Source organism: Mesorhizobium sp. 113-1-2 (genome assembly GCF_016756475.1).
GTDB lineage: Bacteria > Pseudomonadota > Alphaproteobacteria > Rhizobiales > Rhizobiaceae > Mesorhizobium > Mesorhizobium loti_C.
This window is the reverse complement of sequence record NZ_AP023242.1, coordinates 4,187,771-4,201,716: the sequence shown is the minus strand read 5'-3', so window position 1 is coordinate 4,201,716 and position 13,946 is coordinate 4,187,771. Positions and strand designations below refer to the sequence as shown.

The following is a 13,946-nucleotide window of genomic DNA, read 5'->3' as shown; positions in this document are numbered from 1 at the left end:
CTCACCTGAACATCAACCGACCGACGATTGCGGCAGCACGAACGGCATGTTGCCGGCCGGCAGCACGCCAATCCTGAGCCGGCAGTCGAACACTTTTTCGATCAGATCATCACTCAGCACATCCCGTGGCGAACCAGTGGCTGCGAGCCGGCCGCGGTGCATGACGAAAATCCGGTCGGCATACATGGAAGTCAGATTGAGGTCGTGCAGGATGGCGACCACGCCGCCGCCCCTTCTGGCGAAATCGCGGGCGATGTTCATGATGATCAGCTGATGCTTGATGTCGAGGCTGGAAACCGGCTCATCGAGAAAGAGATAGCGCGGCTTGCCGTCGAGCACCGGCGCCCAGACCTGGCACAGCACGCGCGCAAGCTGGACGCGCTGCTGCTCGCCGCCCGAAAGCTCCTGGTAGAAACGCCCGGCAAAACCGTCGAGGTCGACGCGCGCCAGCGCCCGCTCTGGCAGCCGCGCGTCCTCGCCTGATAAGGCGCCTGAGCGCCCGCCGACAAGGCCAAGCTTGACGACCTCGCGAACCGTGAACGGGAAGGACAGCGTCGTCGCCTGCGGCAGCACCGCACGATGGACGGCAATCTCTACCGGTTTCATCGCCGCAAGATCGCGGCCGTTGAGGGCGACCTGCCCGGTATAGGCGAGCTCACCCGACAACGCCTTCAGGAAGGTCGTCTTGCCCGAGCCGTTGGGGCCGACGATGGCCGCGACTTCGCCGGGCCGTGCGTCGAAATCGACACCGCCGACGATGCGCTTGCCGGCGATATCAACGGAAACATCCCTTGCCTCGATCATTCAAAGCCTCACAAATCGACCACGCCGCGCTTGCGCAGCAGGATCCACAGGAAGAACGGCGCGCCTGCGATCGCGGTGACGATGCCGATCGGCAATTCGGCCGGCGCCACGATGGTGCGGGCGACCGCATCCCCCAAGAGCAGCAGCGAGGCGCCGAGCAACGCCGAAGCGGGCAGCAGATAGCGATTGTCCGGACCGATCAGCAGCCGCAGCAGATGCGGCACGACGATGCCGACGAAGCCGATGCCGCCACTGACGGCGACGGATGCACCGACCGCAGCCGAGACACCGATGATGGCCGTATATTTCAACCGCTGTATCGGAATGCCGAGATGCCCGGCGGTCGCCTCGCCCAGCGCCAGCGCATTGAGGCCGCGCGCCAGGAACGGCATCGCCGCCAGCGCCAGTATGATGATCGGCCCGACCGAACCGATCTTCTGCCAGGTCGCGCCACCGAGCGATCCGAGCTGCCAGAAGGTCAGGTCGCGCAACTGGCGATCGTCCGCCATGAAGATGAGGATGCCGGTCAAGGCCATGGCGAGCGCCGCCAGCGCGATGCCGGCCAGCAGCATGGTGGCGACCGAGGTTTGCCCGCGCCGCGTGGCGACCTGATAAAGCACCAGCGTCGTGGCAAGACCGCCGAAGAAGGCTGCCAGCGGCAGCGCGAGCGTGCCGAACAAGGCTGTCACCGGCGCCAGCACCGTGGCGCCAAGCACGATGACGGCGACCGCGCCGAGGCTGGAGCCGGCGGAAACGCCGATCAGGCCGGGATCGGCCAGCGGATTGCGGAACAGTCCCTGCATGACGGCGCCCGAGACCGCGAGCGCCGCGCCGACCAGCATGCCGAGGATGATGCGCGGCAAACGGATATCGTAAATGATCAGGCTGTCACGGCCGTTCAGCGCCGCATCGCTCGGAATGGCCCCAAACAGCCAGTCCCTGAGAACGTTGATAGCCGAAGCATCCGATGCCCCTGACGTCAGCGACAAAAGCACGGCTGCCGCGAGCCCGAGGCACAACAGCAGGATGACGATGCGGGCGCGGCCCGAGCGGTCGCCTTCGGATGCATTCGCCATCACCTTCACCGGGCCGGCGATCGATTGGTCGACCATGATGCTTAGTCCGTGACTTCAGCGCCATAGAGCGAGACGGCGAGGTCGTGGATGGCTTCAGCCGTGCGCGGCCCGAAGCCGAGCAGATAGCTACCATCGATGCGGATCAGCTTGCGCGCAGTTCCGGCCGGCGTCGAGGCAACGGACGGGTTGCCGAACAATTCGTCGTCCAATACCGGCGGTCCGGCATTGCTCATCATCAGGATCACGTCAGGCCTGGCGGTGATGATCGCTTCATCGGACATCTGCTTGTAGCCGGAGAAGCCTTCGACGGCATTGACCCCGCCTGCCAGCCTGACCATGCCGTCGGCCGCGGTTTCGCTGCCGGCCGCCAGGATCTTGCCGCCCTGTATCGACAGCACGAACAGGATGCGCTTGCGCTCCTTGATCGAGGCGGTCTGCTTTTCGGCTGATGTCAGTTTGGCATCGAGTTCCTTGGCCAGCACCTCGGCCTTGGCATCGACGCCGAGCGCCTTGCCGACGATGCGGACCTTCTCGAGGATGCCTTCGTGGCTAAAATGCTCGGGCACTTCGATGAAGGGTATGCTGGTCTTCTTCAGCACATCGACGGCTTCCTTGGGACCGCTGCCCTGCAGCGCCAGGATACCGGTCGGATTGACCGACAACACACCTTCCGGCGACAGAGCGCGCATATAGCCGACATCAGGCAAGGCCAGCGCCGCTTTCGGATAATTGCTGGTGGAGTCGCGCGCCACCAGATGTTTCTCCTCGCCAAGCGCATAGACGATTTCGGTGATCGAACCGCCTATGGCGGCGATCTTCGACGGATTGGAGAAGACCGAGACGCCCTCGGCAGCGCCAGCCGGTTGCAGTGTTGCAAAGGCAAGGGAAAGGCCGAGGATCGGCGCTGCCATCGAACGGCGCATGGCCGGCAGGTTCGGGAAAAACCGCATCACACCGTTCCTCACGCTGCCGTCGGGCTTGGAATGCGCGGCAGGTTCTCGGCCAGGAACCGCCAGTCGTCGCGCTCGCTTTCGCCTTCGTGGCGCTTGCCGAAGAACTGGATGATCATCTCGCCATTCGCCGCATAGACCTCAAGCGAGGTGACATGGCCATCCTTGGTCGGCTTGCGCACCGCCCAGACTTCATGGATGTGGTCGGTGCGCAGGTGCAAGTGGAAGGTCTCGTCCAGCACATTGATCCACGGCCCCATCGGTTTGATCGACTTGACCGGTCCGGAATGGATCTGGATGCAGCCGCGGTTTCCGACGAAGCACATGATCGGCATCTCGCCTTCGGCGGCATGGTGGAACATGGCGCGGACCGCGTCATTGTCGAGCAGCCAGGCATAATCCGTTCCGACCATGCGCACCGCCTGGCGGCGGCTGAGCTTGAGCGTCTTCAGCATGCCGAAGAACTGGTGCACGTCGGTCAGCCGGCTCCAGCGGTCGCGCAGATCGTCTGGGCTGGCGGTGGTTGCCCCGCCCTCGCCCTGATCGTCGGAAATTGGGCCTGAAATATTGACCGTCGGTTCCTGGTTGGAGGATTCCAGCGAAGCGACCAGCTTCTGGTAGGCATAGAGGCTGGAGGCCGGCCGCAGATGCACCTTGTGCACCGCCTCGCCCGCCGCATCGAAGAACTGCAGGCTGCGGCGGATGTCGTCGCCGTCGCGTTTCTCCACGGCAAAGCCATGCGCCCAGACCTTCGGGAAGATGCGCAGGTCGATGTTCTCGCCAAGCACCATGGCATTGTGGTTGCCAGTGACGACCTTGTCATAGACGCCGATCTTTTCGTGCACGGCGCTTTCGTTGCGGGTCAGCGCCATCACTTCGCCAACGGCTTCGAGACCCGTCAAAAGGTCGTTGACGCGCGGTTCGATGCGCACGACGCCGTCACCGCAATGCGCGGCGGCCAACTCGGCTTCCGAAATGCCGAGTTGGGCCGCCAGGTCACGCTCGCGCGCTTTCGGATCCTCCGTCCGTGCCCGCCGGATTTCATGCGGGGCGGGTTTTACGCGCTGGTCCATGTCTTACCCCTGATGCCTTCTTACTTGTTGAGAATGAGCTTGCCCTGCCGGGTGATCTTCAGCCGGTAGAGCGCGCCATGATGCTCGATGCCGATCTCGTGCTCGCCCTGGAACAGCGTGTTGCTGGAGAGCGTTCGCACCGCCAGCGGGATCCGATCGAAGCGGGTGGAGGCATCGTCCGAACGGCGGGCGCGATAGCGAAAATCGTTGGGATTGTGCGTGTTCATCTGGGTCGATCCCTTTCCTGTGCCGGGCACCTGGCTAGGCGTTGCGAAATGTCGATTCATTTCTTGACTTGAATAATCATGTTTATTAGTCAGTGCAATACCGGAGTAAACGAGTCAACATTTAACACGCCGGACACGATGAAAAATGCCAGCGAGCCCCAGGCCAGCCAGCATGAAACCTGGAATCTGGAGTTGGGGCATGGGGTTGGTGAACTGGGAATGGCGCGGCCGGTCGGCGGCGCACGGTGTGGCGGCTTTGTTGGCTAGCGTGGCGGCGGTCGCTTTGTCCGCGCCGTCAGCCCACGCTCAGCAGGCAACGCAGCCGGCGGGCGAGCAGACAGATCAATCGAAGAAGGCTGACCAGGAGAAGGCAGCCCCCGCGGGTGCGACGCTGCTCGACAAGATCCTGGTGCTCAGCCGCACCGGCGAAACGGCGATCGAATCATTGGCCTCGGCCAGCCATGTCGACCAGGACCAGCTCGCCCGCCGCATGGCGACGACGCCGAACGAGATGCTGCTGGGTGTGCCCGGTGTCGCGACACAGGCCGACGCCAGGCGCGTCAGCACTAGCATCAACATCCGCGGCCTGCAGGATTTCGGCCGCGTCGCGGTGATCGTCGACGGCGCACGCCAGGACTTCCAGCGTTCCGACCACGGCACGCAATCGACCTTCTACATCGACCCCGATCTCGTCAAATCCGTCGATGTGATCCGCGGTCCTGTCGCCAACACCTATGGTTCGGGCGCCATCGGCGGCGTCGTCTTCTTCGACACCAAGGACGCAGAGGATTTTCTCAAGCCGGAGGAAACATGGGGCGCTTCGGTAACCGGACGCTATGAGAGCAACGGCAAGGGCTGGACCACCAGCGCCACGGGTGCCTACCGTTTCAATGAGAACTGGGATGTCCTGGGCAACATCGTCTACCGCAACTATGACGACTACAAGGATGGCGGCGGCGACACCGTCAAAGGCACCGGCTTCGACGTGCTCAGCGGCCTGCTCAAGACCACCATCCGCCCGTCCGAAAACAGCGAGTTGAAACTGGGCTGGGTCGGCTCAAGCGACAGCTGGGACGAAACCAGCGGCAGCGTGCCGGTCAACGATGTCGACCTGAAGTCGAACACCTTCACGGCCCGTTACAACATCACGGACGAGGACAAGAGCTGGCTCGATCTCCACATCAACACCTCCTACAACAAGACCAATCTCGACCTGACCAGCCTTGTTCCGCAAAACCGCTTCGATCCGGTCACAGGCCTTCCAGTGGTGCTGCCAACCGGCTCGACGTCGACTTTCGATGTCGGCACCGCCGCAATCGACATCTGGAACACCTCACGATTCGAAACCGGTGGCGTCGCCCACGAATTGACTTATGGCGGCGACTGGGTCGGCGACAATGTGAAGACGGGCGGTACCGCCGGCGGCGACAGTTTCTACACGCCGTCAGGCAAGCGCAACGTCTCCGGCGCCTATGTCCAGGATAAGCTCACCTGGGATTGGCTCGAGGTGATCGCCGGGCTGCGTTACGACAGCTACAGTCTCAAGGATGACACCCACGATACATCAGGCGATCGGTTGTCGCCGCGCATCACCGTCGGCGTCTCGCCCTTTGACAACGCCAGCCTTGCCGGCCTGCAATTCTATGGCACTTACGCAGAGGGCTACCGTTCGCCCTCCCTCACGGAGACGCTGATCAGCGGCAACCATCCGGCAGGTGTCACCTTCCCATTCCTGCCCAATCCGAACCTGCGACCTGAAACCGGCAAGACGACCGAATTCGGCATCAACTACAAGCAGAACGATATGTTGGAGGCTGGCGACGCACTCCGCATCAAGGCGGCCTATTTCAACAACGACGTCGACGACTATATCGAAGGCGTGACGTTGTCGCCGTTCGCCCCAGGCAGTGGTTGCCCGTTCGGCCCTGGCATTCCGATCTGCTACCAGTACCAGAATTTCGCCAAGGCCAAGATCCACGGCTTTGAGTTTGAAAGCGTCTACGACGCTGGATGGGGTTATGCCGGGCTTTCGGCATCGATCACGAATGGCCACACCATTTCCTACAAGGGTGTGGAAGCCGATCTCGCTACCATCCCCTCTTCGCAGGTCACCGCCCAGCTTGGGCTGCGCTTCCTCGAGGACAAGCTGACCGTTGGTGGTGAGGTGCAGTATAACGGCAAGCCGAAGGGCAATGCGGTGGCCGAGGACTACACGCTGGTCAATGCCTTCGCCAGCTACCAGGCGACCGACAATCTGAAGGTCGATTTCCGCGCCGACAACCTGTTCGACGTCAAATACGCCAATCCGCTCAACGGCAGCACGACAGTCGCGGTCTATGAGCCAGGCATCACGCTGAAGCTGGCGGCAACAATGCGATTTGGGGGCTGATGGCATGACGAGCTTGACGACATCCCTTCGTCTGCTGACCTCGACGCTGGCGATGTCGCTGGCGATGGTTCCGGCGTGGGCTGAAGGGTCCGCGCCGGTCCCCGCGCTGACCCTCGAACTCAATGCCGCGCAGCCTTCCGACAAGGGCTGCCGGCTGACCTTCCTGATCAACAACAATCTCGGCGCCGACCTCTCCAAGGCGGCGTTCGAGATCGCGCTGTTCAACACCGCCGGTGTCGTCGATCGGCTGACCGTGCTCGACTTCAAGGACCTGCCGGCAGGCAAGACCAAGGTGACGCGCTTTGATCTCGCCGGCACCGACTGCACCAAGGTCAGCCGCGTGCTGATCAACAGCGCGACCGAGTGTGCCGGCACCGGCGTCGAACCGGCCGCCTGCATGCGCAAGCTGAAGACGGACACCAAGACCGGTATCGCTTTCGGCGTCTGAGACCGGCGTTGGGGCTGCATCCCGCATTTACAGGAAATACCGTGGCCTGGCCGCCGGCCGGACACGGTTCGCCGATACCAGGGGCAGATGATCTTGATTTGACTTTTGCCCGCTGGTCGCTGCAATTTCCGGCCCGCGACATGCAGGAAATCAGTCCCCTCACCGACGCTGGCAGTGAACTGGCGGTAGCGCCGGCCGGGCCACTTGTGCCCGCACGGCCGACCGCCCGATGGCCCATTGCCCTCGTCGTCTCGGGCCTGCTCCATGGAGCGGCGGCGGCATTCTTTCTGTTCTCGCCCTCCAGCGCATTCAATTCCCGGAATGCTGAGCAATCGGAAGGCGGCGATCAAACCGGCGACAAGGTGGCCGGCAGCGCGTTGGACAAGGATCCGGCGGCAATAAATGTCACGCTGGAGCCGAAACCGCAGCCGACCAAACCGGAACCGGCAAAGGCTGTCAGACCAGCACCGCCGACAAAGCCATTGCAGCCTGAGCAGGAGGTTGTGAAGCAAGCTCCCGAGCCCGTACAGGAAGCAGCCAGGCCGCTGCCCGAGCCTTTGCCGGAAGCTGCCAAACAGCCAGCGGTAACGCCGGACATACTGGTGGCGGCGACCCCGCGCCCCGACGATCAGAGCGTGGATGCCAAAGCCGAAACATCGCCGCAGCCGAGCGTCCAGGCCGAAAGCGCTCAAGCGCCTGCTGTCGTTCCGGACCAACCGCCAATCCCCAGCGCCAGGCCAACTCCGCCAGCCGCTCCGGCGACGATTAGAGCAGCGAGTGAGCGCAGCGGCATGGCAGATGGCCTGGACAAGCTGGCGCAAGCGGCCAGCAAGGGCAAAAGACCGAAAGAGGCAGGCAGCGACGCGGAAGACAGCTATCGCGGCGACGTGTTTAGAAAGCTCGGGAGTGTCAACCGTACTCTCCCGCCTTCGCTGCAACTTAAGGCACGCAACAATGCGGTCGTCACATTCGTCATAGGCAGGAAGGGCGGCATAGATGAGTTGCGCGTTCTGCAGAGCTCAGGATCGGCGGCTTTCGACGAGGCCGCGCTCGGCATCGTGCGCAAGGCCGCTCCTTTCCCTCCAATTCCCGCACAGGCAGCAAACCCAACTTTGGAGTTCGAGGTCGGAATCGGCCCATTTTGAACCGGCCCGGAACAAAGCGCTGCAACGCCAACGATCAACATCCGCACGAAAGGAACCCCATGTACATCGCCATGAACCGCTTCAAGGTGCAGAACGGCTCGGAAGCCGATTTCGAGGCCGTGTGGAAGAACCGCGATTCCAGCCTTGCCGAGATGAAGGGTTTTCGGGAATTCCATCTGCTGCGCGGCCCGGTCAACGAGACCGAAGGCTACACGCTGTTTGCCTCGCACACGGTGTGGACGAGCCAGGACGATTTCGTCGCCTGGACCAAATCGGAAAACTTCCGCGCCGCACACAGGAATGTCGGCACGACGAAGGTCCACTATCTCGGCCACCCGCAATTCGAGGGCTTTTCCGTCGTCGAGGGCGCCTGACGTGGCTTTGCCCGAGCAAATGCGAGAACCTCGGGCACCCTCGTCATGATCGCGTCGAACCGCGCCCACCCAGCCGACGCAGCCAGTGGCCAACATGCATGCGCAGCCACTGCCAGGGCCGTCCCCGGGTCAGGTATCGCATCAGCCGCGGATCATCGGCCAGCTCCTTGAACTGACGCACATGCTGCCTCAGGAATGCGGGTATGAAATTGCGCCCGTTGATATCACTGAGCCAGGCTGAATTCTCCAGCACATAGTCGACGACATCCGCCGCCAATGTGCTCTTGTGGGCTCGGTGGGCAGGCGTTTGCGGTACATGGCCGCCGGCAAAGGCAATGCCGGTGGAAGACATGTTCGACCCGTGCAGGCGATAGAGGCTGAGCCCTTCGGATAGGATGAGGCTGCCGCCGGCCAGATGCGCACATGTGACCGTCAGATAATCCGCCCCCATCTTGGCCTTGAACGGGAAGGACAAGACCCGCTCCAGCGCGCCACGCCGGTACAAGATCGCCGAGCATGGCGACCATAGCCAGCCGGTTGTCGCAGGCGCGAAATAAGTCACTGGATGCTCTGATACGTAAGCAATCCCGGGCGCTATGCCGGCAAGCTGGCCACCAGGCGCGATGGCGACGCCATTGCCGTCGGGCCCGGAGCGCGGTTTGCGCAAGGGAAGGAACGTGCCGCTCAGCAAGGTGCCGCTGCCGTCGACCAGGAACACGTCGGAGCTCGACAGCGCGGCCGAATATGTTGCGTTGAGGTGGGCGGACAGATGCGCCAGAAGAAAATCCGGCAGCCACGCATCGTCGGCATCGAGAAATGCCACGAAAGGCGCGTCGGTCGCGGCAAAGCCAACGCGGAATCCCGTGATCTGCCCGCCATTTTGCGAGCGCGCCAGCAGGCGCAGGCGCGGATCGTCTATGGCTGCCAGAAGCTGGCGGATATGGTCGGCCGAGCCGTCGGTCGAGGCGTCGTCGACAATGACGCAGTCCCAGTTCCGGTAGGTCTGCGCCAACACCGAGCGGATCGCCTGTTCGACGTAGGGCCGGTAATTGTAGCAGGTGATGACCACCGCCACGCGCGGCAGCTCAAACGGTGGGGACTTGTCTTCCATCTGATCGGTCGCCCCGCTCGAATTGCCGCCCATGCTTATCCCCGGCAACTCGACACAAGGCAAGCGAGGTGTGAATAGTCTTTATGCCGCAGCGAGCAGGCTGGCATTGCCGCCCGCGGCGGTCGTGTCGACGCAGACGGCCCGCTCATGCACATAGGCCGCCGGATTGAGCACCTCGCTGACCAGCGGCACGATCGGGCCTGAGCGCTCGGCAATGACCTTGCGCACGATGCGCGCAGCTTCCGGCGTGCCCGAAAAAGCGACGACATCGACGCGCAGCGAGCGGGCCTCGACCGGATCGGGACGTCCGTCGATCGCAGCCAAAGGCAGGCCCTTGCCGGTCAATGCGGCGAGAGCCGCCGGCGCGCCCGGTGCAACGGCCAGCACCGCATTGCCGGCGGCGAGCGCCTGGATCGTCTGGGCAAGCAGCGTGTCGGCATCAGGCCCCAGGCACAGCACCCGCCCACGCGGCGACAGCGACAGCGTGTTGGCCTCGCCCGTCGGTCCCGGCAGATCGACCTGACCGAAATCGATTGCAGCGGCCGCGCCAATGGCGGCCGCACCCTTGCCGCGCAGATGCTTCCTCAGGATGGCGATCCGGTCCAGGCGCGTCGACCAGCCCCCGAGCGTGGGATCGGGCAGATTGTCGGCCAGCTCGGTCGCCGTCACCTTGTGGCCCTCGCCAACTTCCGTGCCGGCTTCCGGCCCTTTGCGGAAGCGGCGCAGATAATGCGGGCCGCCGGCCTTTGGACCGGTGCCCGACAGCCCCTCGCCGCCAAAGGGCTGCGAGCCGACGACGGCGCCGATCTGGTTACGGTTGACATAGATGTTGCCGGCATGGATGCCGTCGACGAAATGCTGGACGCGGCCTTCGATGCGGGTATGCAGGCCGAAGGTCAGGCCATAGCCCTTCCGATTGATGGCGGCGATCACCGCGTCGATCTCATCGGCGTCGAAGGTCGCGACATGCAGCACCGGGCCGAAGACTTCTCTGTCCATCTCCTCGATGCCCTTGACCCTGAAGACATGCGGCGCGACGAAGCGGCCGTCCCTCGGCGCCTCGAGCTTGGCGATCAGCCGGCCTTCGAGACCCTTCTTCGTGCAATAGTCACGGATCGAGGTTTGCGCCTCATCATCGATGACTGGGCCGACGTCGGTCGAAATCCGCCAGGGGTCGCCGATATTGAGCGCTTCCATGGCGCCCTTCAGCATCTCCAGCATCTTCTTCTCGACGTCCTTCTGCACATAGAGCACGCGCAGCGCCGAGCAGCGCTGGCCGGCACTCTGGAAGGCCGAGGCCAGTATATCGCGCACCGCCTGCTCGGGCAGCGCGGTGGAATCGACGATCATGGCGTTGAGGCCGCCGGTCTCGGCGATCAGCATGGCGTCGGGCGCGGCACTTTCGGCCAACTGCTTTTCGATCAGCTTGGCGACCTCGGTCGAGCCGGTGAAGCAGACGCCGGCAATGCGCGGATCAGCGGTCAGCGGCGCGCCGACCGATGGGCCGTCGCCGGGCAGCAGCTGGACGATGTCTTCCGGGACACCGGCCTCGCGCAGCAGCTCGACGGCACGGAAGGCGATCAGCGGCGTCTGCTCGGCCGGCTTGGCGATCACCGAATTGCCGGTGACGAGTGCCGCCGCGATCTGGCCTGTGAAGATGGCCAGAGGAAAGTTCCACGGCGAAATGCAGACGATGGCGCCGCGCGCTTGCGTGCCTATCTCGGCGTTTGCCGCTTCGGCGGCGTAGTAGCGCAGGAAGTCGACGGCTTCGCGCACTTCGGCGACGCCGTCGGCCAGTGATTTGCCGGCCTCGCGGGTGGCCAGCGCGAAGAACTCGACCGCATTGGCCTCATAGAGATCGGCGGCGCGGTTGAGGATGGCGGCGCGTTCGGCAACGGGGCGCTTTGCCCAGGCCGGTTGCGCTTCCACTGCGATCCGCACGGCGATCGCGACCTGCTTGGCGGACGCCTCGTGAACCGTTCCGACCACTTCATCGGGCTTGGCCGGATTGACGATTGGACGCTGCTTGCCGTAGCCGGCGGCCCGCGTGATCGGCTTGGCGTGCCAGCGATCCGGTCCGGCAAAGGCCGCCCTGGCCTTGTCGATCGCCGCCAGCGTCACCGTATCGGTGATGTCAATACCCCTGGAGTTGCGGCGACCAGCACCAAAGATCTGGGACGGCCGGGCAATCGCCGGATTGGCGGCAGAGCCCTGGCCTTCCACCGTTTCGAGCGGATCACGCGCGATGTCCTCCGGCTCGACGTCCTCGTCGGTCAGCTGATGCACGAAGGAGGAATTGGCGCCGTTCTCCAGCAACCGGCGCACCAGATAGGCCAGCAGGTCGGAATGCGCACCGACCGGCGCATAGATGCGGCAGCGCGTGCCTTCGGCCTGGCGCACCGTCTCGTGCAGCGCCTCGCCCATGCCATGCAGGCGCTGGAACTCGAAGGCGTCGCGATTATCAGCCATCGACAGGATGGCGGCGACGGTGTGGGCGTTGTGGGTGGCGAACTGCGGATAGATGCGGTCGGTCATGCCAAGCAGTTTTTTCGCGCAAGCCATGTAGGAAACGTCGGTGTTGGCCTTGCGGGTGAAGACGGGATAGCCGGCAAGCCCGAGCGTCTGCGCGCGCTTGATCTCGGTGTCCCAATAGGCGCCCTTGACCAGCCGGACCATGATGGTGCGGTCGTATTTCTTGGCCAGTGCATAGAGCCAGTCGATGACGAAGGCCGCGCGTGGCCCATACGCTTGCACCACCACGCCAAAACCGTTCCAGCCGGCGAGTTCCGGCTCGGCCAGCACGCGTTCGATGACGTCGAGCGACAGATCGAGGCGATCGGCTTCCTCGGCGTCGATGTTGAGGCCCATGCGCGAATGCCGGGCGGCGAGCGCCAGCGACAACAGCCGCTCGGCCATGACAGGAAGCATCTCCTCCTTCTGCGCCACCTCGTAACGCGGATGCAGCGCCGAGAGCTTGACCGAAATGCCGTGGTTCTGCCTGATGTCAGGGCCGTTGGAGCCGGAATCGAGCGAGGAAATCGCATCGGCATAGGCCTTGAGGTAGCGCAGCGCATCGGCCTCGGTGCGGGCCGCCTCGCCCAGCATGTCGAAGGAATAGAGATAGCCCTTCTGCGTCATCGGCCGGCCGCGCTTGACCGCCTCCGCGATGGTGCGGCCGAGCACGAACTGTTCGCCCATTTCGCGCATGGCGGCGGCCACCGCCTTGCGGATCACCGGCTCGCCCAGCCTGCGCACCATCGAGCGCAGCGTGCCTTCGATGCCGCCCTCGCCCTCGTCGAGGACACGGCCGGTCAGCATCAGCGCCCAGGTCGAGGCGTTGACGAAGATCGAGCTCGAACCGCCGGAATGCGCCGACCAATCATGCGGCGCGATCTTGTCGGCGATCAGATCGTCCATCGTCTCGGTGTCGGGTACGCGCAGCAGCGCCTCAGCCAGGCACATCAGCGCCACGCCCTCCTTGGTGGAAAGGCCGTAGGCGGAGAGGAAAACTTCCATCAGCCTTGGATCGGACGATCCGCGCACCGCCCGTACCAGATCCACGGCGCGCGCCGAGATCGCATCGCGATCCCCACCCGAGAGCCCTGTCGCCTCGGCCAGCCGCTTCACGGCCTCGTCTTCGTCAGGCAAATAGTTGGCACGGATCTGCTGGCGGATGGTGTCTAGCGGCATGGCGGGTCCTGCGGAGCGAGCATCAGGGAACGGGCCGGCGGTCACCGGACCGAATGGCGCAAGCTAGCACAGCTCCTAAATTTCGGCCGGTCCAAAGAAATCGACATCATAGGTCAATCGATCTATCCTGACGCCGGTGGTGTCAGCATACGGACTATGATTTCGATGACAGAAGACCAATTGGACCGCATCGACCGGAATATCCTGGCCGCGCTGGCAAGCGATGGCCGGCTTTCCATGTCGGAACTGGCGGCAAAGGTCGGCCTGTCCAAGACGCCGGTGCAGGCACGGGTGAAGCGGTTGGAGAAGGATGGCTATATCAGGGGCTATCAGGCGATCATCGACCGCGAGCGCATGGGCGAAGGCCATGTCGCCTTCGTCCAGGTCAAACTGTCCGACACCCGCTCCGCCGCCCTCGACGCTTTCAACCGGTCGGTGCAGGCCGTGCCGGAGATCGAGCAGTGCCACATGATGGCGTCGAGCTTCGACTATTTGCTCAAGGTCCGTACAAGGGATATCGCCGCCTACCGCCGCGTGCTCGGCGAGCGCATTTCCGCCCTGCCCCACGTCGCCCAGACCTCGACCTTCGTGGCGATGGAGACGGTGAAGGATCGCTGACCATGATCCCGAAAAGTGGATGCCGGTTTTCGGACAAGATC

Annotated in this window: 12 protein-coding genes; 5 read left to right on the top strand and 7 right to left on the bottom strand. The window is 63.8% G+C overall.

Going from position 1 to position 13,946, the window contains the following annotated elements:
* Nucleotides 1-12: 12 nt before the first annotated feature.
* The 5 genes from JN279_RS20355 to hemP are packed head-to-tail and all read right to left on the bottom strand — an operon-like array spanning nucleotide 13 to nucleotide 4,130.
* Nucleotides 13-804 carry a heme ABC transporter ATP-binding protein gene (locus tag JN279_RS20355; RefSeq protein WP_202350081.1) on the bottom strand — a complete coding sequence of 264 codons (792 nt, stop codon included), beginning with the start codon at nucleotides 802-804 and terminating at the stop codon, nucleotides 13-15.
* 8 nt (nucleotides 805-812) lie between these two features.
* Nucleotides 813-1,916 carry a FecCD family ABC transporter permease gene (locus JN279_RS20350; protein ID WP_096446890.1) on the bottom strand — a complete coding sequence of 368 codons (1,104 nt, stop codon included), beginning with the start codon at nucleotides 1,914-1,916 and terminating at the stop codon, nucleotides 813-815.
* 5 nt (nucleotides 1,917-1,921) lie between these two features.
* Nucleotides 1,922-2,830, bottom strand: coding sequence for a heme/hemin ABC transporter substrate-binding protein (locus tag JN279_RS20345; RefSeq protein WP_096446892.1), 909 nt, complete (start codon nucleotides 2,828-2,830; stop codon nucleotides 1,922-1,924).
* 11 nt (nucleotides 2,831-2,841) lie between these two features.
* Nucleotides 2,842-3,903 carry a hemin-degrading factor gene (locus JN279_RS20340; protein ID WP_202350080.1) on the bottom strand — a complete coding sequence of 354 codons (1,062 nt, stop codon included), beginning with the start codon at nucleotides 3,901-3,903 and terminating at the stop codon, nucleotides 2,842-2,844.
* A gap of 20 nt (nucleotides 3,904-3,923) precedes the next feature.
* Nucleotides 3,924-4,130 carry a hemin uptake protein HemP gene (gene hemP, locus JN279_RS20335; protein WP_096446896.1) on the bottom strand — a complete coding sequence of 69 codons (207 nt, stop codon included), beginning with the start codon at nucleotides 4,128-4,130 and terminating at the stop codon, nucleotides 3,924-3,926.
* 199 nt (nucleotides 4,131-4,329) lie between these two features.
* Between hemP and JN279_RS20330 the strand changes: the two genes are divergently transcribed.
* From JN279_RS20330 to JN279_RS20315, 4 genes are read left to right on the top strand one after another with little or no spacing between them, the layout of a single operon-like run.
* On the top strand, nucleotides 4,330-6,519 hold the full coding sequence (locus JN279_RS20330; RefSeq protein ID WP_202353771.1) for a TonB-dependent hemoglobin/transferrin/lactoferrin family receptor: 2,190 nt from the start codon (nucleotides 4,330-4,332) through the stop codon (nucleotides 6,517-6,519).
* 4 nt (nucleotides 6,520-6,523) lie between these two features.
* Nucleotides 6,524-6,967 carry a hypothetical protein gene (locus JN279_RS20325; protein WP_202350079.1) on the top strand — a complete coding sequence of 148 codons (444 nt, stop codon included), beginning with the start codon at nucleotides 6,524-6,526 and terminating at the stop codon, nucleotides 6,965-6,967.
* Between the two features lie 41 nt (nucleotides 6,968-7,008).
* The gene (locus JN279_RS20320) at nucleotides 7,009-8,112 is read left to right on the top strand and encodes an energy transducer TonB family protein (protein ID WP_244734057.1); all 1,104 of its coding nucleotides are present in this window, start codon (nucleotides 7,009-7,011) and stop codon (nucleotides 8,110-8,112) included.
* Nucleotides 8,113-8,171: 59 nt separating this feature from the next.
* Nucleotides 8,172-8,486 (top strand): antibiotic biosynthesis monooxygenase family protein, encoded by a 315-nt coding sequence (locus JN279_RS20315; RefSeq protein WP_202350078.1) that lies wholly within the window; start codon nucleotides 8,172-8,174, stop codon nucleotides 8,484-8,486.
* Between the two features lie 43 nt (nucleotides 8,487-8,529).
* Here JN279_RS20315 and JN279_RS20310 read toward each other — a convergent pair whose 3' ends face one another.
* Nucleotides 8,530-9,630, bottom strand: a complete 1,101-nt coding sequence (locus tag JN279_RS20310) for a glycosyltransferase (protein ID WP_244734054.1) — start codon at nucleotides 9,628-9,630, stop codon at nucleotides 8,530-8,532.
* Between the two features lie 48 nt (nucleotides 9,631-9,678).
* Nucleotides 9,679-13,287: a bifunctional proline dehydrogenase/L-glutamate gamma-semialdehyde dehydrogenase PutA gene (putA, locus tag JN279_RS20305; RefSeq protein ID WP_202350077.1), complete on the bottom strand. Its 3,609-nt coding sequence runs from the start codon at nucleotides 13,285-13,287 to the stop codon at nucleotides 9,679-9,681.
* Between the two features lie 165 nt (nucleotides 13,288-13,452).
* Between putA and JN279_RS20300 the strand changes: the two genes are divergently transcribed.
* The gene (locus JN279_RS20300; RefSeq protein WP_056596145.1) at nucleotides 13,453-13,905 is read left to right on the top strand and encodes an Lrp/AsnC family transcriptional regulator; all 453 of its coding nucleotides are present in this window, start codon (nucleotides 13,453-13,455) and stop codon (nucleotides 13,903-13,905) included.
* Nucleotides 13,906-13,946 lie beyond the last annotated feature (41 nt).

Coding starts and splice junctions, on each gene's coding strand:
- JN279_RS20355 (WP_202350081.1), bottom strand. CDS start 804: ATGATCGAGGCAAGGGATGTTTCCGTTGATATCGCCGGCAAGCGCATC.
- JN279_RS20350 (WP_096446890.1), bottom strand. CDS start 1,916: ATGGTCGACCAATCGATCGCCGGCCCGGTGAAGGTGATGGCGAATGCA.
- JN279_RS20345 (WP_096446892.1), bottom strand. CDS start 2,830: ATGCGGTTTTTCCCGAACCTGCCGGCCATGCGCCGTTCGATGGCAGCG.
- JN279_RS20340 (WP_202350080.1), bottom strand. CDS start 3,903: ATGGACCAGCGCGTAAAACCCGCCCCGCATGAAATCCGGCGGGCACGG.
- hemP (WP_096446896.1), bottom strand. CDS start 4,130: ATGAACACGCACAATCCCAACGATTTTCGCTATCGCGCCCGCCGTTCG.
- JN279_RS20330 (WP_202353771.1), top strand. CDS start 4,330: ATGGGGTTGGTGAACTGGGAATGGCGCGGCCGGTCGGCGGCGCACGGT.
- JN279_RS20325 (WP_202350079.1), top strand. CDS start 6,524: ATGACGAGCTTGACGACATCCCTTCGTCTGCTGACCTCGACGCTGGCG.
- JN279_RS20315 (WP_202350078.1), top strand. CDS start 8,172: ATGTACATCGCCATGAACCGCTTCAAGGTGCAGAACGGCTCGGAAGCC.
- JN279_RS20310 (WP_244734054.1), bottom strand. CDS start 9,630: ATGGGCGGCAATTCGAGCGGGGCGACCGATCAGATGGAAGACAAGTCC.
- putA (WP_202350077.1), bottom strand. CDS start 13,287: ATGCCGCTAGACACCATCCGCCAGCAGATCCGTGCCAACTATTTGCCT.
- JN279_RS20300 (WP_056596145.1), top strand. CDS start 13,453: ATGACAGAAGACCAATTGGACCGCATCGACCGGAATATCCTGGCCGCG.